At 56.9% G+C, this 17859-nt stretch carries 17 protein-coding genes and 1 tRNA gene; 13 read left to right on the top strand and 5 right to left on the bottom strand.

Going from position 1 to position 17859, the window contains the following annotated elements; translation table 11 throughout:
* The first annotated feature begins 64 nt into the window (after window positions 1–64).
* The 11 genes from hrpA (at window position 65) to K787_RS0117700 (ending at window position 12486) form a co-directional block, all read left to right on the top strand.
* Window positions 65–3961, top strand: coding sequence for an ATP-dependent RNA helicase HrpA (gene hrpA / locus K787_RS0117750; RefSeq protein ID WP_022964163.1), 3897 nt, complete (start codon window positions 65–67; stop codon window positions 3959–3961).
* Complete coding sequence (locus tag K787_RS0117745; RefSeq protein ID WP_022964162.1) at window positions 3961–4866, top strand: alpha/beta fold hydrolase; 906 nt, start codon at window positions 3961–3963, stop codon at window positions 4864–4866. The genes hrpA and K787_RS0117745 overlap by 1 nt, the downstream gene beginning before the upstream one ends.
* Window positions 4867–4953: 87 nt before the next feature.
* Window positions 4954–6075, top strand: a complete 1122-nt coding sequence (locus tag K787_RS0117740; protein WP_022964161.1) for a beta-ketoacyl-ACP synthase III — start codon at window positions 4954–4956, stop codon at window positions 6073–6075.
* Entirely contained in the window at window positions 6075–6686 is a 612-nt protein-coding gene (locus tag K787_RS0117735) for an RNA polymerase sigma factor (protein WP_022964160.1), read from the top strand. Before K787_RS0117740 ends, K787_RS0117735 begins: the two co-directional genes overlap by 1 nt.
* Window positions 6680–6937, top strand: a complete 258-nt coding sequence (locus K787_RS24850) for an anti-sigma factor family protein (protein WP_084672163.1) — start codon at window positions 6680–6682, stop codon at window positions 6935–6937. The genes K787_RS0117735 and K787_RS24850 overlap by 7 nt, the downstream gene beginning before the upstream one ends.
* 130 nt (window positions 6938–7067) lie before the next feature.
* On the top strand, window positions 7068–7316 hold the full coding sequence (locus K787_RS0117725; RefSeq protein WP_022964158.1) for an HvfA family oxazolone/thioamide-modified RiPP metallophore: 249 nt from the start codon (window positions 7068–7070) through the stop codon (window positions 7314–7316).
* 24 nt (window positions 7317–7340) lie between these two features.
* Window positions 7341–8180 (top strand): HvfB family MNIO-type RiPP peptide maturase, encoded by an 840-nt coding sequence (locus K787_RS0117720; RefSeq protein ID WP_028615070.1) that lies wholly within the window; start codon window positions 7341–7343, stop codon window positions 8178–8180.
* Window positions 8177–8932: an HvfC family RiPP maturation protein gene (locus tag K787_RS0117715; protein WP_022964156.1), complete on the top strand. Its 756-nt coding sequence runs from the start codon at window positions 8177–8179 to the stop codon at window positions 8930–8932. The genes K787_RS0117720 and K787_RS0117715 overlap by 4 nt, the downstream gene beginning before the upstream one ends.
* A gap of 305 nt (window positions 8933–9237) precedes the next feature.
* Window positions 9238–10278, top strand: coding sequence for a porin (locus K787_RS0117710; RefSeq protein ID WP_022964155.1), 1041 nt, complete (start codon window positions 9238–9240; stop codon window positions 10276–10278).
* A 153-nt stretch (window positions 10279–10431) separates the two neighbouring features.
* Window positions 10432–11127 carry a DUF2057 family protein gene (locus K787_RS0117705; RefSeq protein ID WP_022964154.1) on the top strand — a complete coding sequence of 232 codons (696 nt, stop codon included), beginning with the start codon at window positions 10432–10434 and terminating at the stop codon, window positions 11125–11127.
* A gap of 234 nt (window positions 11128–11361) precedes the next feature.
* The gene (locus K787_RS0117700; RefSeq protein ID WP_028615069.1) at window positions 11362–12486 is read left to right on the top strand and encodes a GNAT family N-acetyltransferase; all 1125 of its coding nucleotides are present in this window, start codon (window positions 11362–11364) and stop codon (window positions 12484–12486) included.
* Between the two features lie 26 nt (window positions 12487–12512).
* On the opposite strand, the gene K787_RS0117695 is transcribed toward K787_RS0117700, so the two are convergent.
* The 3 genes from K787_RS0117695 to K787_RS0117685 are packed head-to-tail and all read right to left on the bottom strand — an operon-like array spanning window position 12513 to window position 14848.
* On the bottom strand, window positions 12513–13079 hold the full coding sequence (locus tag K787_RS0117695; RefSeq protein WP_022964152.1) for a peptidylprolyl isomerase: 567 nt from the start codon (window positions 13077–13079) through the stop codon (window positions 12513–12515).
* A gap of 16 nt (window positions 13080–13095) precedes the next feature.
* The gene (locus tag K787_RS0117690; protein ID WP_022964151.1) at window positions 13096–13902 is read right to left on the bottom strand and encodes an alpha/beta fold hydrolase; all 807 of its coding nucleotides are present in this window, start codon (window positions 13900–13902) and stop codon (window positions 13096–13098) included.
* 58 nt (window positions 13903–13960) lie between these two features.
* The gene (locus K787_RS0117685; RefSeq protein ID WP_022964150.1) at window positions 13961–14848 is read right to left on the bottom strand and encodes a LysR family transcriptional regulator; all 888 of its coding nucleotides are present in this window, start codon (window positions 14846–14848) and stop codon (window positions 13961–13963) included.
* A 48-nt stretch (window positions 14849–14896) separates the two neighbouring features.
* Between K787_RS0117685 and K787_RS24400 the strand changes: the two genes are divergently transcribed.
* Window positions 14897–15241, top strand: coding sequence for a hypothetical protein (locus tag K787_RS24400; RefSeq protein WP_152486862.1), 345 nt, complete (start codon window positions 14897–14899; stop codon window positions 15239–15241).
* A 56-nt stretch (window positions 15242–15297) separates the two neighbouring features.
* Here K787_RS24400 and K787_RS0117675 read toward each other — a convergent pair whose 3' ends face one another.
* Window positions 15298–16287, bottom strand: coding sequence for an AraC family transcriptional regulator (locus tag K787_RS0117675; RefSeq protein WP_022964148.1), 990 nt, complete (start codon window positions 16285–16287; stop codon window positions 15298–15300).
* Window positions 16288–16436: 149 nt separating this feature from the next.
* Here K787_RS0117675 and K787_RS0117670 point away from each other — a divergent pair, with 149 nt between their 5' ends.
* On the top strand, window positions 16437–17576 hold the full coding sequence (locus K787_RS0117670) for an acyl-CoA dehydrogenase family protein (protein ID WP_022964147.1): 1140 nt from the start codon (window positions 16437–16439) through the stop codon (window positions 17574–17576).
* A gap of 177 nt (window positions 17577–17753) precedes the next feature.
* Here K787_RS0117670 and K787_RS0117665 read toward each other — a convergent pair.
* Window positions 17754–17829, bottom strand: a tRNA-Asn gene (locus K787_RS0117665).
* Window positions 17830–17859: the final 30 nt, after the last annotated feature.

The following is a 17859-nucleotide window of genomic DNA, read 5'->3' as shown; positions in this document are numbered from 1 at the left end:
CGACAATACAACCCCGCCAGCGCGATGCACTGGCGGGGTTTTTGTTTTCTCCAGAGCTGAATTGATGACTGATCTGAACTCCGTTACTGCCAACCTCGACCAGACCATGGCCGCTGACCGCCCGCGCTTGGCACGCCAGCTAGCCAGCCTGGGCAAGCATCCAGACGCGCAGCGTCTGGCCCAATGGCAGGAGCGCTTCAGCCGTTCGTGCGCGCGGGTCGAGGCGCGGCGCGCGAGCATTCCGCCAATGTGTTACGACGATCAGTTGCCGATTGCCGAGCGTCGCGAACAGATCAGAGCGGCCATCGGCGAGCACCAGGTAGTGGTGATTGCTGGTGAAACCGGTTCCGGTAAGACCACGCAGATCCCGAAAATCTGTCTGGAACTGGGGCGGGGTAGTCACGGGCAAATTGGGCACACCCAGCCGCGCCGTCTTGCGGCCCGCAGTGTCGCCAGTCGGGTCGCCGACGAAATAGGCACGCCCCTGGGTGAGCTGGTCGGCTTTCAAGTGCGCTTTACCGATCAGAGCAAAGACAGCACCCTGATCAAGCTGATGACTGACGGTATTCTGCTGGCCGAAACCCAGCATGATCGGCTGCTACAGCGCTACGATACCTTGATCATCGATGAGGCCCACGAACGCAGCCTGAATATCGATTTCCTGCTCGGTTATCTGAAAACGATTTTGCCAGAGCGACCGGATCTCAAGATCATCATTACCTCAGCCACCATCGATTTGCAGCGCTTCTCCGAACATTTCGACAACGCCCCGGTGATTGAGGTCTCAGGCCGCGCCTATCCGGTGGATGTCTGGTATCGGCCGCTCAGTGCAGAAATGGATGAAGAGGGCAATCAGGTTGAGGAAGACCTGAGCATCGACCAGGGCATTCTTGCTACGCTGCAGGAGCTGGAAAAATACGAGCGCGCTAACGGCAAGGGGCCGGGCGATGCGTTGATCTTTCTGCCCGGCGAGCGAGAAATTCGCGACACCGCAGACTACCTGCGCAAGGCCAATCTGCGCCACACCGAAATACTGCCGCTTTATGCGCGGTTGTCCGTGGCCGAGCAACAGAAAATTTTTGCCTCGCATGCGGGTCGCCGGGTGGTACTGGCGACCAACGTCGCCGAAACCTCGCTAACCGTGCCTGGTATCGTCTATGTGATAGATCCGGGTGAGGCGCGCATCAGCCGGTACAGTCCGCGTTCCAAGGTTCAGCGTCTGCCGGTCGAGGCAATCTCCCAAGCCAGCGCCAATCAGCGCAAGGGTCGCTGTGGACGGGTAGCTCCGGGTATTTGCGTGCGTTTGTATGCGGAGGAGGATTTCAACGCCCGGCCAGAATTTACTGACCCGGAGATTTTACGCACCAACCTGGCCGCGGTGATTTTGCAGATGCTGCATCTGCGGCTGGGCCGGATCGAGGACTTCCCCTTTATTGAACCGCCGGATGGGCGCTCGATCAGTGACGGTTTTAACCTGTTGCAAGAATTGGGCGCGGTGGACCGCGATGGCGTGATTACCGACAACGGCCGCCAGTTGGCGCGCTTACCGGTGGATCCGCGGATCGGCCGTATGCTACTTGAAGCCAGTACTAGTGGCAGTCTGGAAGAGGTATTGATTATCGCCAGTGCGCTGGCTGTGCAGGATCCGCGCGAACGTCCGCTGGAGCGTCAGCAGGCTGCAGATCAGGCGCATGCCCAGTGGAAGGACGAGGGCTCAGATTTTGCCGCCTTCCTGAACCTGTGGCGCGGCTTTGAGGAGCAGCGCCAGGCGCTTACCCAGGGGCAGCTACGCAGTTGGTGTCGGCGGCAGTTTCTCAACTATATGCGTATGCGCGAATGGCGCGAAACGCACCGGCAACTGGTATTGACCAGCAAGGATCTGGAACTGGTGCGCAATGCGCAACCGGCCTCAGAGGACGCGGTGCATAAGGCCTTGTTGTCCGGGCTGCTGAGTCAGTTGGGTAACAAGACTGAGGACGGAGACTATCTTGGCGCGCGCCAGCGGCGTTTTATGCTGCACCCGTCATCGGCCTTGGCAAAAAAACGCCCGAACTGGGTGATGGTCGCCGAGTTGACCGAAACCCGCAGGCTGTATGGCCGTCTGGCGGCAAAGATTGACCCGCTGTGGGTCGAGCCGCTGGCCGCGCACCTGGTCAAAACCAGCCACAGTGAACCGCACTGGGAGAAGAAACGCGGTCAGGTAGTCGCCTTTGAACAGGTCACGCTCTATGGTCTGATCATTGTACCCAAGCGCAAAGTCCATTTCGGGCCTATTGATCCGGTCGCTTCGCGCGAGATCTTTATTCGCCGGGCGTTGGTTGGTGGGGAGTGGCATGGGCGTTCAGCCTTCAACAAAGCCAATCTGCAATTGCTGGCCGAACTGGACGAGCTGGAAGCCAAGGCGCGGCGGCGCGATATTTTGGTTGACGACGAAACCCTCTATGCTTTTTTTGACCGGCACCTGCCGCAGAATATCTATCAGTTGGCGAGCTTCGAGCGTTGGCTGAAAAAAACCCAACACGACCAGCCAACCATTTTGCACATGACCCGCGAGGATTTGCTGAAACGCGAAGCCGGCGAAGTGACGGTCGAGCAGTATCCCGATGCCTGGCGCTGGGAGCAGGTGGCATTGCCGCTCAGCTATCACTTCGAACCGGGGCATGAGCAAGACGGCGTTACCCTCAAGGTACCCGCCGCGCTGTTGCGGCAGATTCCCGCCGAGCGGCTGGATTGGCTGGTACCCGGCCTGATTTTCGATAAGTGCGTGGCGCTGGTACGCGGGTTACCCAAAGCGCTGCGCCGCAACTTCGTGCCGGTACCGGATTTTGTGCGTGCGGCGCTGGAGCGAATGCCCTTTGGCCAGGGCCCGCTGGCGCAGACGCTCGGTCGTGAGTTGAGTCGCATGACTGGCACGCGGCTGGATGACGCCGCTTGGGATGATGTCGAGTTGGAAGCGCATCTGCGCATGCGTGTTGAAGTTGTCGATGCCGACGGCAACGTGATTGCCAGCGGGCGCGATTACAGTGCTTTGTGCAGCCAACTGGCTGGTCAGCCCCAAGCCCCGGCAAAACCGCTGCAGACAGAGCGTAGCGAGCAGGCCAAAGCGCACCCTCCGGGCGAATATGCATTGCCGCTGAGCTTGGTACGCAAGCAAGCCGGCATCGAAGTCACCTTCTGGCCAGCTTGGGCAGAGCAGGGTGAGCAAGTGGTAGAACAGCTCTTTGATACGCCAATCCAAGCCGAACAGGCCCATCGCCGCGGCGTGCAGCGTCTGCTGTTGCAGGCACAGAGCGAGCAGGCTCGCTTTCTACGGCAGAAACTACCGGCATTAAAGGAAGCTGCGATCTACTACCGTGAGTGGGGTAATCAACCGCAACTGACCGAGGATCTTCTGCTCGCGGCTATCGACCGCGTATTCCTGCCTGAGGGCGAGCCGCTGCCGCGCGATCCGCAGGCGTTAGCAGAATGCCTGGCCAAAGGACGTGCCGAATGGGTGCCCGCAGCCGAAAGTCTGTCGCGTGAGCTGCTGGCTCTGCTCAAACAATGGCATGCGCTGCAGAAACGCCTTAAAGGCAAGATCGATCTGGCTTGGGCAGTGGCGCTGACCGACATCCGTGGTCAGTTGGAGGGGTTGGTATTCAAGCATTTTGTTCGTGATGTGCCGGCCCAGTGGTTGAGCCAATATCCGCGCTACCTGCAGGCGATCGAGCAGCGGCTGGACAAATTGCCCGGTCAGGTTCAGCGCGACCGTGTCTGGACCGGAGAGATTCAGCAATTGCTAATCCAGTATCAGGCACGCGAGCAGAAGCACCGTCAGGAAGGCCGGTGGGATGGACAACTGGAGCAGTGGCGCTGGCTGCTGGAAGAGTATCGGGTATCACTGTTTGCCCAGCAGCTCGGCACCCGTTTTCCGGTGTCGGCTAAACGGTTGGCCAAGCTGTGGCAGGAGATCGCCGGCTGATGCCCCGCATTCTGAGTTCGTCCATACAGTTGGAGGCGGCGCCCGGCATAATTCTGCACGTACAACGCTTTCAACCGGAGTCCGCTGGTACGCCGATGCTGCTGGTGCACGGCCTGGTCGAAGACGGGCGGATATTTTATTCACAATCCGGCAGAGGCCTGGCGCCTTGGCTAGCCGAGCAGGGCTATGACGTCTTCGTACCGGATCTGCGCGGTCGCGGCCAAAGTACCCCTGCGCTTGAACCTGGCATGTGCATCACCCAACACCAGATGATCACTGAGGATTTGCCGGCCCTGTTCGAGTTGATCGAGCGCGAGCATCCTGACCAGCCGTTTTTTGCGGCGAGCCACTCCTGGGGTGGTATCTGGCTAGCCAGTGCACTGATTCGCCAGCCGGAATATCTGCAGCGGGTGATGGGGATAGTGCACTTCGGCTGCAAACGGGTGATCTACCAGCGCAGCCTGCGCAAACGGATCATGATCGATTTGTTGTGGGGTAGGGTGGCCGGGCTGCTGGGCCGTTTCAAGGGGTTTATTCCGGCGCGTTCCCTGGGTGCTGGGTCAGCGGATGAGTCCTGCGCGCTGCATAAGGACAATATGGCGTGGATGAACGGCGGTGAATGGCGTGATCTGGAGGACGGATTCGACTATGCTTTGACATTGGATGCTTTGAACTGGCCGCCAGGTCTGTACCTGGCCGGTAAGCATGACCTTTATTTAGGCCATGTTGACGACGTGAAAGCCTTTGCCCGGGAGCTGGGCAAGCATGATGCACAGATTGTGTTACTGGAGAAAGGCACAGGATGCTCCAGAGACTACGGTCATAATGACATGCTGACACACGCAAATGCGCTGGATGACCATTTCCCCCTGGTCCGCTCCTGGCTATTGCAGCGCAGCAGATAACTTATTCATGAACAGTCAGCCAATTGAGCGCTGTTCAGGCATTACCTCGATTGGTGATGCATTGCCCATAACAGAAGAGGACCGACCGTGCACAAAGTCGTGATCAGCGGAACAGGTTTGTATACCCCGAGCAGTAGCATCAGCAACGAAGAGTTGGTTGCCAGCTTCAATGGCTATGTCGAGCAGTTCAATAGTCGCAACGCGGCGGCTATTGAGGCGGGTACTGTCGCCGCTTTAGCGCCGTCCAGTACCGACTTTATCGAGAAGGCATCGGGTATTAAAAGCCGCTTCGTGATGAACAAGAGCGGCATTCTGGATATCAATCGCATGAAGCCGGATATCCCCGAACGCAGCAATGACGAATGGTCAATCCTCTGCGAAATGGCGGTCAAGGCTGCCACTGACGCGCTGGCCCGCGCTGGCCGTACCGCTGCGGATATCGACGGCGTGATCGTCGCCTGCTCCAACCTGCAGCGCGCCTACCCGGCGATTGCAGTGGAAGTGCAGGAAGCGCTGGGTATTGAAGGCTTTGGCTTTGATATGAACGTAGCCTGTTCTTCAGCTACCTTCGGGATCCAGGTAGCAGCCAACTCGGTACAATTGGGCCAGGCCCGCGCCATTTTGATGGTCAATCCGGAAATATGCACCGGCCACATGAACTTCTGTGACCGTGACAGCCATTTCATTTTCGGTGATGCCTGTACTGCGGTTATCGTCGAGCGCGCCGATCAGGCAATATCCGATTGCCAGTTCGATATTCTCGGCACCAAGCTGCTGACCAAGTTTTCCAACACCATCCGCAATAACTTCGGCTTCCTCAATCGCGCCGATGATAGCGGTGTGGGCAAGGATGACAAACTGTTTGTTCAGCAGGGCCGCAAGGTGTTCAAGGATGTCTGCCCGATGGTGGTCGAGCTGATTGGCAACCATCTCAAGGAATTCAATCTGCCGGTTAGTGATATTCGTCGCTTCTGGTTGCACCAGGCCAACCTGAACATGAACATGCTGATCGCGCGTAAGCTGCTAGGCCGTGACCCGGAAGCCCATGAGGCTCCAGTGGTGCTGGATGAGTACGCCAACACCAGCTCGGCCGGTTCGATCATCGCTTTTCACAAGCACCAGGCGGATCTTCCCAGCGGCAGCCATGGGGTTATCTGCTCCTTTGGAGCGGGTTACTCTATTGGTAGCGTGATCGTGCGCAAGCATTAATGACAGATCTGGATGATGAAAGGCTACTGGCGCTGTTGCTGCAAGGCGACCAGGCTGCCTTTCATCATCTGGTCAGCCGGTATCAAGGGGCGATGCGCGCGGTGGCGGTGGCCATTGTCGGCAGTACTCTGGCCGATGAGGTGGTGCAGGACAGCTGGCTGGCCGTGGTTCGGCATCTGGACAGTTTTGCCGGTCGCTCATCGCTTAAAACCTGGTTGATCACCGTTACGGCCAACACCGCCAAGACCCGACTGAAAAAGCAACGCCGCCAGGTGCCGCTTGACGACAGAGACGGGCCACATGGTTCGGTGGGCGACGAGCGCTTTTTGACCGATGGCCATTGGCGCGACGCGCCAGCCTCCTGGCACAGCGACTCACCTGAAGAGTTGTTGTGTGAACAACAGCTGGCGGAATGCCTGGAACATACGCTGGCCTCGCTATCGGAGTTGCAACGTAGCGTGCTGCTCTTGCGCGAGCGCCAGGGCGTGGAATTAATGGACATCTGTAATCTTCTGGATATTTCTCTCTCCAATGCCCGAGTACTCTTGCATCGGGCGCGCCTGAGCGTGTTCGCCACCCTGGAACACTATGAGGTGACCGGAGAATGTTAAGTTGCAGGGATCTGGTAATGTATTCCAGTGATGTGCTTGACGGCCAACTAAGCTTTCGTCGGCAATTGGCCGTACGGGCGCACCTGGCTATTTGCTGGAAATGCCGCCGCTTTATGCGTCAGATGCGCGTTGTCCAGCGCGTCGTACGTGCGTTGCCTGACGCTCCCAGCGCGGACCTGAACAGGCTTGCCGAGCATTTGGCCGATCTGCAGTGTGGTAAAACTCGCTCCGAACCTCGGCCCGAGCATTGACCGTGCGTTGGCCGACGAGCGATTCAGCCCGTCGTTTTTTTGTCGTGCGTGTAACGCCCTTCTCAAATAAAAGTCTACAGTTTCAGGAGGCGTCATTGGGCGTCTCATTTCAAGCGACTGGAGAACTACAATGAAAAAGCTGAATACCGCCATCGTTACCTTAGGTGCCACTCTACTGGGCGCATCCTTCACTGTCTCCGCAGCAGAAAACCCCTTCGCTGTGCAGGAGCTGCAAAGTGGCTACAACCTGGCCGACAGTCATGCCGGTGATATGGAAGAGGGCAAATGTGGTGAGGGTACCTGCGGTGAAGAAGAGAAGGGCGGCGAGGAAGGCAAAGATAAGGAAGGCAAGTGCGGTGAAGGCACCTGCGGAAGCTGATCCAATCTCTGAGGGGGGGCGGTGATGGCTGAGGATTTTGTTCAAGGAGCAGGGCTAGGGTTGCGTCGGGCGCTGCTTGCAGAACTCGCCAACTGCGCATCGGCGAAGCTCGACTTTCTTGAGGTCGCTCCGGAAAACTGGATAGGCTTGGGCGGGCGTATGGGGCGGCAATTTCGTGCCATGACCGAGCGCTTCCCCTTTCTCTGCCATGGCCTGTCCCTCAACCTGGGCGGGTTCGCTCCACTGGATATGACCCTGGTCAGGGCCGTCCGGGATTTCCTCAATCTGCATGGCATCAAGGGTTACAGCGAGCACCTCTCGGCCTGTGCGGATGATGGTCAACTCTATGACCTTATGCCTGTGGCTTTCTGTGAGGAAAACGTCTGGCGCATTGCTGCGCGTATCCGGCAGGTCGAGGATGTGCTCGAACGGCGGTTGATTATCGAAAACGTTTCTGCTTATGCAGCCCTGCCTGGTGCCATGAATGAAGCCCAATTCATCCGTGCGGTGCTGACGGAGGCGGACTGTCAACTGCTGCTGGACGTCAATAACGTCTACGTCAACGCGATCAATTTCGACATGGATGCGTACTCCTATATCAACGCCATGCCCGGTGAACGCATTGCTTATATGCATGTGGCTGGGCATTACGACCAATCCGATCAATTGAAGGTCGATACTCACGGCGCACCAGTGATCGATCCCGTTTGGGATTTGCTTGGTCATGCGTATCGCCAGCATGGCGTCAGACCTACATTGCTAGAACGCGATTTCAACTTTCCGCCGCTGGACCAATTACTGGCGGAGGTGGAGCGCATTCGCACCATGCAGGCCCACGCACGCCGTTTCTCAGGTGCGGCGTGAGCGCAAAAGAGTCGCAGTGCCAGTTCGCCGCGCGGCTTCGGGAGCCGCGATCCACTGCGTGCTTGCCGGGCATAGCCGCCGAACGCATGGAGCTCTACGAGGGTTTGTTCTTTCGCAACATCGAGGGGTTTCTATCAAGCGGTTTTCCGGTATTACGCAGACTGGTGCCGGATGTGCGCTGGCAACAGATCGTGCGCGACTTTATTGCGTCACACCGCTGCCGCAGTCCTTACTTTCTGGACATTACTCAGGAATTCATCGATTGGCTTCAGCAAGGCTACCAGGCGGAGGCCGATGACCCGCCTTTTATGCTCGAGCTGGCCCACTACGAGCGCGTTGAGTTAGCGCTGGATATAGCCGATGTCATGCTGCCTCCAGTGACACCGTTGCTGGGGGATTTACTGAGTGTGCCGTTGGCCTGGTCGCCGCTGGCCTGGCCACTGGCTTATCAATGGCCGGTGCATCAGTTGGGCGATAGCTATCGGCCGGTGGAAGTGCCGGCGACGCCCACCTGTCTGCTGGCCTGGCGGGACAGAGCTGACAAAGTGCGCTTCATGCAGCTTACCGCCTTTGCCTATCAATTGGCGTTGGGGTTGCAGGCAGAGCAAGCGCTGCAGCCGCTTTTGCAGGCGCTGGCACACCAGTCAGGGCTGACGGTAGACCAGGCCTTTCTGGCCCAGGCCACTGGGCTGCTGACTCAGTGGTTTGAACAGGACATCCTGTTTGAGCGTCAAGCCGGAACATTGTCTTGATAATGACTTCACAGTGTCATGATATTGACATCATCGGGATTCATTATCGGCAACTTGATTCATTCGGTTGACACCGCCTGCGTCAAATTAGGTACTGCTCCTTCAGCCCCACTTCGGTGGGGTCTTTTTTTGTGAGTTCACATGACCTCGTCATGTATCACTCATTCCGCTAAAAGTTCCCTACGCATTCAAATCTTCATCAGACGGTAACCGTTTGGTCATCTGGGATTTCCATAATCGCTCCAGTCGAAACAACGACGTCACGTCACCTGAGCTGGCGTTTAAAAAACCTAGGAGATTTACTGATGAATAAGAAGCTGCTTGCGATTGTTGTTGGGGCCGCTGCTGCCATGCCAGTTATGGCCATGGCCGATGTGAGCATCTATGGCCGTGCCCACGTATCCGTTGACTATCTGGACGACGGTGCTGATTACTCCGAGACCAACCTGTCCAGCAACTCTTCACGCCTGGGCTTCAAGGGTGATCATGAGATCAACCCAAATCTGAAAGCTTTCTTCCAGATTGAACAGCAGATCGACTTCGGAACCGATAACGACAATTCTTTCAGCACCCGTGACACTTTCGTCGGTCTGAGTGGTAACTTCGGTAGTGCTCGCATGGGTCGTTTCGACAGCCCGTTCAAGGCTGCTCGTGGCCCGGCCAACCTGTTCGGTGATCAGGTCGGCGACATGCGTAACCTGACCCGTGTTGGTAACGCGCGCTTCGACGAACGTTATGACAACACTATCGAATACACCACACCAAACTTTAGCGGTTTTAACGCCAAGTTGGGCTATTCGGTACATGAAGATACCGTGGCGGGAGAAGATGTTGATTCCGATACCCTGAGCATGTCTCTGAACTATGCTGGCTCGGTTATCGAGGCTGCGCTGGCCTATGAGCAGGCAGAAGAAGATACCGGTCGTGGAGAGCGTGACGGTATTCGTTTTGCCGGTGCTTACAAGATAACTGATGCGATCAAGGCAGTGGCGTTCTACCAGACTATTGATTACACGAACGATGCTGTTACGCCCGCTGTCCGTGATCAACTGACCGCCGATACTTTTGGTCTGGGCGCCGAGCTGAAAGTCGCGTCCAACACTGCAATCAAGGGCATGTGGATGACTCGTGATGCAGACGCCGACAACTTCGACAGCGATATGTGGGTCATAGGCGTTGAGCACAAGTTGGACAAGGCTGTTCGCGTTTATGCTAACTACGCCATGGTTGACAACGATTCCAACGCTGCTCTGACACCATGGAGCCAGGCTCGTACTGCTAACCCCTCTGGGGCAGCTGGCGAAGATGCAACTGGCTTGTCAGTAGGTCTGCGCTACGACTTCTGACCGATAGTTTGACGCTGTACTGAAAAAGGGTTGTGCCGCTGGCACAACCCTTTTGTCATATTAGTGACATCTTTTCGTCTTATTATTGCCTCCAACCGCTCTGCGGAAGATTGCCCCCACCTAATTGTATTTTTGCTATATCAAGGAGTTGTCATGCGAAGCCTGTTCGTAGTCGCTGTTGCCTGTATGCTGGCCGCCTGTGCCCAGCGAGAGCCGGTCAAACTCTATTCCGGCGCCGAGCAGCCGGCCGCTCAGGTTGTCGTGGTAGAAATGCCTTATACGCTTGAAGTATTGAATATCAATGGCCAGCCAGTGCCCGCAGCCAACAGCATGACAGGCAATCGCGATCGCAAGCTGCACCTGCAGCCCGGCCAGTATCGAATCAATGCTTATTACGAAAACATTTATGATGTTGATGGCGGTCTGAGTCATGAGGTTGTGCGCACACGCAGTGCTACTTTCATGATCGATGGTCAGGCTGGAGATATCTGGCGTCTGGACTTCGACGCCCCGCAGAACCTGACCGAAGCCAGAGCCATGAAAGACGAGTTCTCGGGTTGGGCGCAGAACACGCGTAGCGGTCAGCGCAATCCCACTGAGCCAGGTCCGGCTTACGTTTCGCTGGTAGGCCAGTTGATGGGCGGTGGAAGCTCACCGACTTATTCCGACGAGGTCAAGCCGCTGGGGGCTCAGGCGCCTGTTACAGCAGCGCCTGTGGTGCCCTCGCAGGCAGCACCTGCCACACAGACCCTCCCGCACACTGATGCAACCCTGACCACACTGCAGCAGCTGTGGTTGATGCTTAGCCCCGAAAGCCGTCAGGCGTTTCTGCAGTGGGCGGAAAAATAGAAGGTGCATTCGTTTGGAAGACCCCGCTTTGGCGGGGTTTTTTATTGGTTGCTCGTTGGTGGCTGAAAGTCAAAATGGATTCCGGCTTTCGTGGCAATGACGGGAATGAAGGTGCTGCTCTCCAGCTAGCAGCGTAGCTTGGGGGGTAGGGCCAGACACCAGAAGTGGTAAATCCGGGGCTTTGAAGAGCATGCAATGCTGCGATGACCCGGCGCGGTATGGCATGCTATGCAAATGAAAATACGCCAACTTGCCCACATTGAAGACGTCCCCGCCGAGCAATGGGACAGCCTGCTGAGTAACGACTATCCGTTTATGCGCCACGCGTTTCTGGTTGCGCTGGAAAACAGCGGTTCGGTCTGTGCGGAGCAAGGGTGGGAGCCTGCACATCTGCTGGTAGTCAATGACGATGACAGCCTGCAGGCTGCCTTGCCGTTGTATCGCAAAATGCACTCATATGGCGAATACGTGTTCGATTTTCAGTGGGCGCAGGCCTGGGAGCGGGCAGGGCGGGACTACTATCCGAAGCTACTTGCCGCTATCCCCTATTCCCCGGTTCAGGGCCCGCGCCTGTTGGCGCGCTGCGAAGCCAGCCGCGACCTGCTGCTGCATTACCTGAATGACGGGTTGACGCAGAGCCAGGCGTCCGGAGCACATTTGCTGTTCAATCTCGGTGAAGAGAACCTGGCTTTGCAAGCCGCAGGCTGGGTGCAGCGGTTGGGTTGTCAGTTCCATTGGTTTAACCGGGGCTATCAGCATTTCGATGATTTTCTGGCCGCGTGCAATTCGCGCAAACGCAAGAATTTCCGCAAGGAACGTCAGGCGGTGGCGGAGCAGGGCATCAGCTTCCATTGGCTAACAGGGGCGGAGTTGACCCCGGCGGTGTGGGATAATTTCTATCCATTCTATGCCGCGACCTACCTCAAGCGTGGGCAGCAGCCTTACCTGACGCCCGCGTTCTTTCAACTGCTCGGCGAGTCCATGCCCGAAGCGATCCGCCTGGTATTTGCCCGTCATGCTGGCCGTGATGTGGCCGGGGCCTTTTTTCTGGCGGACCAGAGTTCGCTGTATGGGCGTTATTGGGGGTGCCTGGAAGAGTACGACCGCTTGCACTTTGAAACCTGTTTCTATCAGGGCATGGAGCGCTGCATTGCTGAAGGTCTGACGCGCTTCGATGCGGGGGCCCAGGGCGAGCACAAGCTGATCCGTGGTTTTGAGCCGGTATTGACCCAATCCTGGCACAAGTTGCAGGAACCACTGCATGCGGCGGTGGCGGGCTTTCTAGAGCGTGAGCGCGAGGGTATGCAGGCTTATCACCTGCAAGCGCGGGGCTATCTACCCTACCGACAGACCGAGTAGAGCAGAATCCCGCGCTGGCAGCGCTATTACTCTGCGGAGGCCTCTACGCGCTTGGCGCTGATGATGGTGACCGGGTTGGTCGGCACATTCTGATGCATGCCCTGGTTGCCGGTGGGCACCTTGGCGATGGTTTCGACCACGTGCTGGCCCTCAACCACTTCACCGAACACGGCGTAGCCGAAATCGCGACCGCCGTGGTTGAGAAAATCATTGCTACCCAAGTTGATGAAGAACTGGCTGGTGGCGCTATCCACTACCTGAGTACGGGCCATGGCCAGGGTGTAGCGGGTGTTCAGCAGGCCATTATCAGCTTCATTCTTGATTGGCTGGCCCACGTCACGCTGACGCATGTCGGGGTTAAAGCCGCCGCCCTGGATCATGAAGCCCGGAATCACACGGTGGAAGATCAAACCGTCGTAGTGTCCGGCATCGGTATAGCGCAGGAAGTTCTCCACGCTGATCGGCGCTTTTTCAGCATTCAATTCAATCAGCATGTCGCCATGGCTGGTTTGCAACAACACGCGCGGATTTTCGGCTGCCGCTGTAGTCGCAATCAGTAGCAGCGCACAAGCGCCAATGAGGCGTTTAAGCATAATTATTCTCCGGTTATCACGATTGGGTGGGTGCAGCAGACCCTGAATGGCGTAAAAAGTCCAGTAACAGGGTATTGAATTTGTCGGCCTGGTCGATAGGGGTGCCATGCCGGGAATCCTCTATCACTTCCAGCCGCGCATCGCCGAGCCGACTGACGTATTCACGCTTGCTCTCTACCGGCGTGTAGTCCATATCAGCAGCTACTACCAATACCGGGCAGTCGATACGGCTCAGCTTGTCGCTGACGCCCCAGCCGACGATTGCACGCAACGACGCTAAATAGGCGCGCCGGTCATTTTCATTCCAACGGCTTTCAAATGTCTCGCGGATAGACTGCTGCTCTGGCTTGGGAAACAGCATCTTGGCCAGCCCGCGGGCGATCATCGGCAGCGGCAGAACGTGGGCGAAGAACAGGCGTTTGGCGACCATCACATATTCTGCGGGCTTGCGTGGGATGACCTCGGGGCCGCTGTTGACTATGGTCAGGCTGGCAGGCAACTCAGGACGCTCGGTCGCCAGTTGAAAGGCGATCATGCCACCCATGGAGATGCCAACGATGTGCGGTTTTACCAGTTGCAATTGCTCAATGAAGGCCACGCAATCGGCAGCAAAGCGTTTGATCGAGTACCCGCCCCTGGGCTTGTCGCTCTGACCGTGCCCGCGCATATCCAGACAAATCACCCGGAAATAGGGCGTCAAACTGGGCACCTGGTACTCCCAGTCGCGTGTGCTGGAGCCCAGTCCGTGGATTAACAACACCGTTGGGCCCTCGCCTTGGTCGGTGTAGTGCAGGCTGCAGCCGTCAATGGTGATATGTGGCATGGGTCCTTCCTATTGTGATCAAGCCGGGATGTATTCTAGTCAGCATCTTCGGCGGATGTCAGTCTGTCATCGAATGTTCAATTAATAGATCGGCAAGGATGCGCGTCGCAGGGCCGAGAGGCTTGTCCTTATTGGCATATAGGTACATGAAATGCGAACGATAAGTGCCTTGCTGAAGGCGCAGGGGTAACAATTCATGGTTATCCAGCTGACGTTGAATCTCATGCCGGGGTAGCCAGGCGAAGCCCAGCCCACTGGCAACCAGGCTGGCGGCGGTACCGATGCTGGTGACTGTCCAGCGCTGTTCAGCGCCAAGCCAACCGGAATCGATGGGGTGATGGCCAGAATCGCGAATCACGACCTGTAATTGAGTTTGCAGATCATCGTGGGTCAGTTGCCGTTGCAATTGGTGCAGCGGATGCTCCGGGTTGGCCACCGCCATGAACTCAACCTTGTTGATCTGGTGCGGCAAGTAGCCGGCAATGCTCATTCCGGAAATCGCCAGATCCGCAGAATTATCCAGTAAACAGTCTTCTACACCGGACAGCACCTCCTCGCGCAACTGCACCCGACAGCCCTGGCTCAAAGGCATGAACGCTTTCAATGCGGCTGCCAGGCGGGCGGTGGGGAAGGCCGCATCAACTACCAGTCGAACCTCCGGTTCCCATCCCTGGTCCATATTGAAAGCTAGCGTTTCCAATTGGCTGGCCTGCTTGACCAATGCACGTGAACGGCGCAGCAATACCTCGCCAGCGTCGGTCAGTACCGCCTTGCGGCCTTCTATTTCAAGCAGGGGGGTACCAAGCTGCTCCTGCATTTTGGCCACGGTGTAACTGATCGATGACTGCGAACGGTGCAGCGCTTCAGCGGCTTGAGCAAAGCCACCGTGGTCGACCACTGCTTGCAGAGTTCGCCACTGTTCAAGGGTAACGCGGGGTGCTTTCATGGCAAACAGTCCTGGCGTACTCTGAGGCTAAGTTTAATAGGAGTTATCATGACTAAATCCTTGTCGATAATGGTGCTAACGCTGCTATCCATGCCGCTAATGGCCCAGACCATACCGGCCCCCAACAAACCTTTTCCTATTGAGGTCGAGTTGCAGGGAGACGACCTGGGCGTAAGAGCGGTCAGTGGTCAGGTGAGCAATATTGCCACCGTTACATTAACGCATACCGGCACCCAGCCAGTGTTGTGCGAAGCCAGCTTTGTTAACGGTCCGGAACGGCCTGCAGCCAAACGTGCACGGCTTGAGCCCGGCGAAGAGACGGTTGTTACCCAGGCATTCAATCGCGAAATAATCCGCGTAAGGGTACTGGTGGCGTGCTCGGCGCAATCATAATATCTGATTGCGCGATAGATATAGCGTTTATGACCCGGCATATCTATCGATTTATTTCAATGATATTCGCCCGGTGTTAAACCGGTCCATTTTTTGAAAGCGCGGTGAAAGGCTGATGGCTCGGAGAATCCGAGTAATGCGGCAATGTCCTGAATCGCCAGATCCTGGCGGGCCAGATGATAGATGGCGATATCGCGGCGCAGATGGTCTTTAAGCTCTTGCCAGGAGGTGCCTTCCTCGCGCAAGTGCCGGCGCAGGGTCGCAGGGCTCATATTCAGTTGGCCGGCCACTGCCTCCATATCCGGCATATCTGCTCCAACCCGTTTGCCAATCAGTTGCCGAAGTCGGCTGGACAGACTATTGCCGAAGTCCCTGCGCGATAACAGATCAGAGGGTGAGTGTGCGAGAAAGCGCTTGAGCGTGCGCTCATCCTGGATCAGTGGCATCTGGAGGTAGTGAGTGCGCAGGGCGACGGCGGTTGTCGGTTGGTCAAAGTGCAGATCGCAGCCGTAAATCAGTTCATATTCCTGGTGTTGCGGGGGGCGGCAATAGTCAAAGCAGGCTTGCTCTAATGGAATGCGTTTACCAATCAGCCAACTGCCCAGCCGGTGCCAGATTACCAGCAGGGATTCGGTAAGAAAGTGATCCGGATCATCCATCACGCGAGTGTCGATTTCCAGCCAGGTGAGCTCTCCCTCCTCGCGCAGCTGTACCTGCGGTGCATCCGGGAACAGACCGTAAAACAGCATGCCCCGCTTGAGTGCTTTTTCCAGGGTCGGGCAGTGGATCAGCGCGTGACACATCATGGCAAAAGTGCCCGGCTTGCTAGGCGACTTACCCAGCCCCATGTATTCGTCCTGCAGGGTATGCCAGACCACCTGCACCAGCCGCGCATATTGTGCGGGATCAACGCGCATGCGCGGCTGCTCCAGCAGCTCAGGGTTGATGTCCGCCGCGCGCAACAACGAGGTTCTAGCGTGCCCCTGACGCTCCGCGCCTGCCAGCACGGCCTTGACGAAATGAATGGCGACGGACCTGTTATGCATGCTTCTGCCTTTTTTCTGTTGCCAGCGAGTTAGCCATAGCTGCCGCACCCCCGCAACCCGGCGAAATGGTCAATTGCTGTGAGCGTTCGCGTCATTGAGGCGCTCGCGGCCTAGACCTAATCTGGATACATCATCAAAAGGAGTCGGTCATGCAGCGCATTCACTTCGATACCGAGCACAACCTGTTTCGCCAATCCTTTCGCAGTTTCCTGCAAAAGGAAGTTGTCCCGCACCAGGAACGCTGGGAAGAGGCGGGCATGGTCGATCGGGCGGTTTGGACCAAGGCGGGTGAAATGGGATTTTTGCTGCCTTGGGCCGATCAAGCCTACGGCGGGTCGGGGATCAAGGATTTCCGCTACGAACAGATCATGAGCGAAGAGTTAGCCTACATCAATGAGCCAGGCTTTATGCTGCCGTTGCACTCTGCGCTGTGCGGGCCTTATATCACCGAGTACGGCAATGAAGAGCAAAAGCAGCGCTTCCTGCCTGGGGTTATTCGCGGCGAATGCATTCTGGCGGTGGCCATGACCGAGCCGGGGGCGGGATCGGATCTGGCTGGCATGCGGACTAGCGCTGTGGATAAGGGTGATCATTATGTGCTCAACGGCTCAAAGACCTATATCTCCAATGGCCTGCTCAGTGACCTGGTGATCGTCGCAGCCAAGACCGATCCAGCCAACAAGCATGCGATGGGCTTGTTTCTGGTCGAGCGGGGTATGCCGGGCTTTGAGCGTGGCCGCAAGCTGAAGAAACTGGGCATGCACAGTCAGGACACCGCTGAGCTGTTTTTCAACGACGTAAAGGTCCCCAAGGCCAACCTGCTGGGTGATGGCAAGGCAGGCTTCATCTATTTGATGCAGATGCTCGCCCAGGAACGCCTAACCAACGCCTGCGGTGCGGTAGCCGGTGCCGAGGCCGCTTTCCAGGCGACCATGGAGTACGTTAAAGAGCGCAAGGCATTTGGCCGTGCGGTGGCTGATTTTCAGAATACCCGATTCAAACTGGCCGAGATGCGCACACAGATCGACGTGGCGCAGGTGTTTGTCGACCGCTGCGTGATGGACCATAACGAAAAGAAGCTCACCGCTGAGGTCGCTGCCGAGGCTAAGCTGTTTACCACAGAATTACTCGGGCGCGTGGTGGACGAAGGCGTGCAGTTGCATGGTGGGGCGGGATATATGTGGGAGTACCCGATCTGCCGTATGTACGCCAATGCTAGGATTCAGCGGATATTCGCTGGCACCTCGGAGATTATGAAGGAGATTATCAGTCGGGGATTGAAGCTCTAGGCGGAGCCGCTTGCGGTATGGCACGGTTTCATCGGTAACCCATGTGCCCGGTTAGTACCAATTTATGGTGAGCTACGGTGCCTCGACTAAAACATATGCACCATCATTACCGTTACACTTAACCTCAAAACCCGGATACAAAAAAGCCCGTGCAACAGCACAGGCTTTTTCAAATAGTGGCTCCGCGACCAGGACTCGAACCTGGGACCCAATGATTAACAGTCATTTGCTCTACCAACTGAGCTATCGCGGATCGGACGCTGCGCACTTTATCAAAAATATC

It is taken from the genome of Halopseudomonas pelagia CL-AP6, assembly GCF_000410875.1.
In the GTDB taxonomy this organism is placed as follows: Bacteria; Pseudomonadota; Gammaproteobacteria; order Pseudomonadales; family Pseudomonadaceae; genus Halopseudomonas; species Halopseudomonas pelagia.
This window is presented reverse-complemented; position numbering and strand designations above follow the sequence as displayed.

What these genes read in the sequence shown, in the direction of transcription:
- hrpA (WP_022964163.1), top strand. Translation starts at nt 65, where the DNA reads ATGACTGATCTGAACTCCGTTACTGCCAACCTCGACCAGACCATGGCC.
- K787_RS0117745 (WP_022964162.1), top strand. Translation starts at nt 3,961, where the DNA reads ATGCCCCGCATTCTGAGTTCGTCCATACAGTTGGAGGCGGCGCCCGGC.
- K787_RS0117735 (WP_022964160.1), top strand. Translation starts at nt 6,075, where the DNA reads ATGACAGATCTGGATGATGAAAGGCTACTGGCGCTGTTGCTGCAAGGC.
- K787_RS24850 (WP_084672163.1), top strand. Translation starts at nt 6,680, where the DNA reads ATGTTAAGTTGCAGGGATCTGGTAATGTATTCCAGTGATGTGCTTGAC.
- K787_RS0117725 (WP_022964158.1), top strand. Translation starts at nt 7,068, where the DNA reads ATGAAAAAGCTGAATACCGCCATCGTTACCTTAGGTGCCACTCTACTG.
- K787_RS0117720 (WP_028615070.1), top strand. Translation starts at nt 7,341, where the DNA reads ATGGCTGAGGATTTTGTTCAAGGAGCAGGGCTAGGGTTGCGTCGGGCG.
- K787_RS0117710 (WP_022964155.1), top strand. Translation starts at nt 9,238, where the DNA reads ATGAATAAGAAGCTGCTTGCGATTGTTGTTGGGGCCGCTGCTGCCATG.
- K787_RS0117705 (WP_022964154.1), top strand. Translation starts at nt 10,432, where the DNA reads ATGCGAAGCCTGTTCGTAGTCGCTGTTGCCTGTATGCTGGCCGCCTGT.
- K787_RS0117700 (WP_028615069.1), top strand. Translation starts at nt 11,362, where the DNA reads ATGAAAATACGCCAACTTGCCCACATTGAAGACGTCCCCGCCGAGCAA.
- K787_RS0117695 (WP_022964152.1), bottom strand. Translation starts at nt 13,079, where the DNA reads ATGCTTAAACGCCTCATTGGCGCTTGTGCGCTGCTACTGATTGCGACT.
- K787_RS0117690 (WP_022964151.1), bottom strand. Translation starts at nt 13,902, where the DNA reads ATGCCACATATCACCATTGACGGCTGCAGCCTGCACTACACCGACCAA.
- K787_RS0117685 (WP_022964150.1), bottom strand. Translation starts at nt 14,848, where the DNA reads ATGAAAGCACCCCGCGTTACCCTTGAACAGTGGCGAACTCTGCAAGCA.
- K787_RS24400 (WP_152486862.1), top strand. Translation starts at nt 14,897, where the DNA reads ATGACTAAATCCTTGTCGATAATGGTGCTAACGCTGCTATCCATGCCG.
- K787_RS0117675 (WP_022964148.1), bottom strand. Translation starts at nt 16,287, where the DNA reads ATGCATAACAGGTCCGTCGCCATTCATTTCGTCAAGGCCGTGCTGGCA.
- K787_RS0117670 (WP_022964147.1), top strand. Translation starts at nt 16,437, where the DNA reads ATGCAGCGCATTCACTTCGATACCGAGCACAACCTGTTTCGCCAATCC.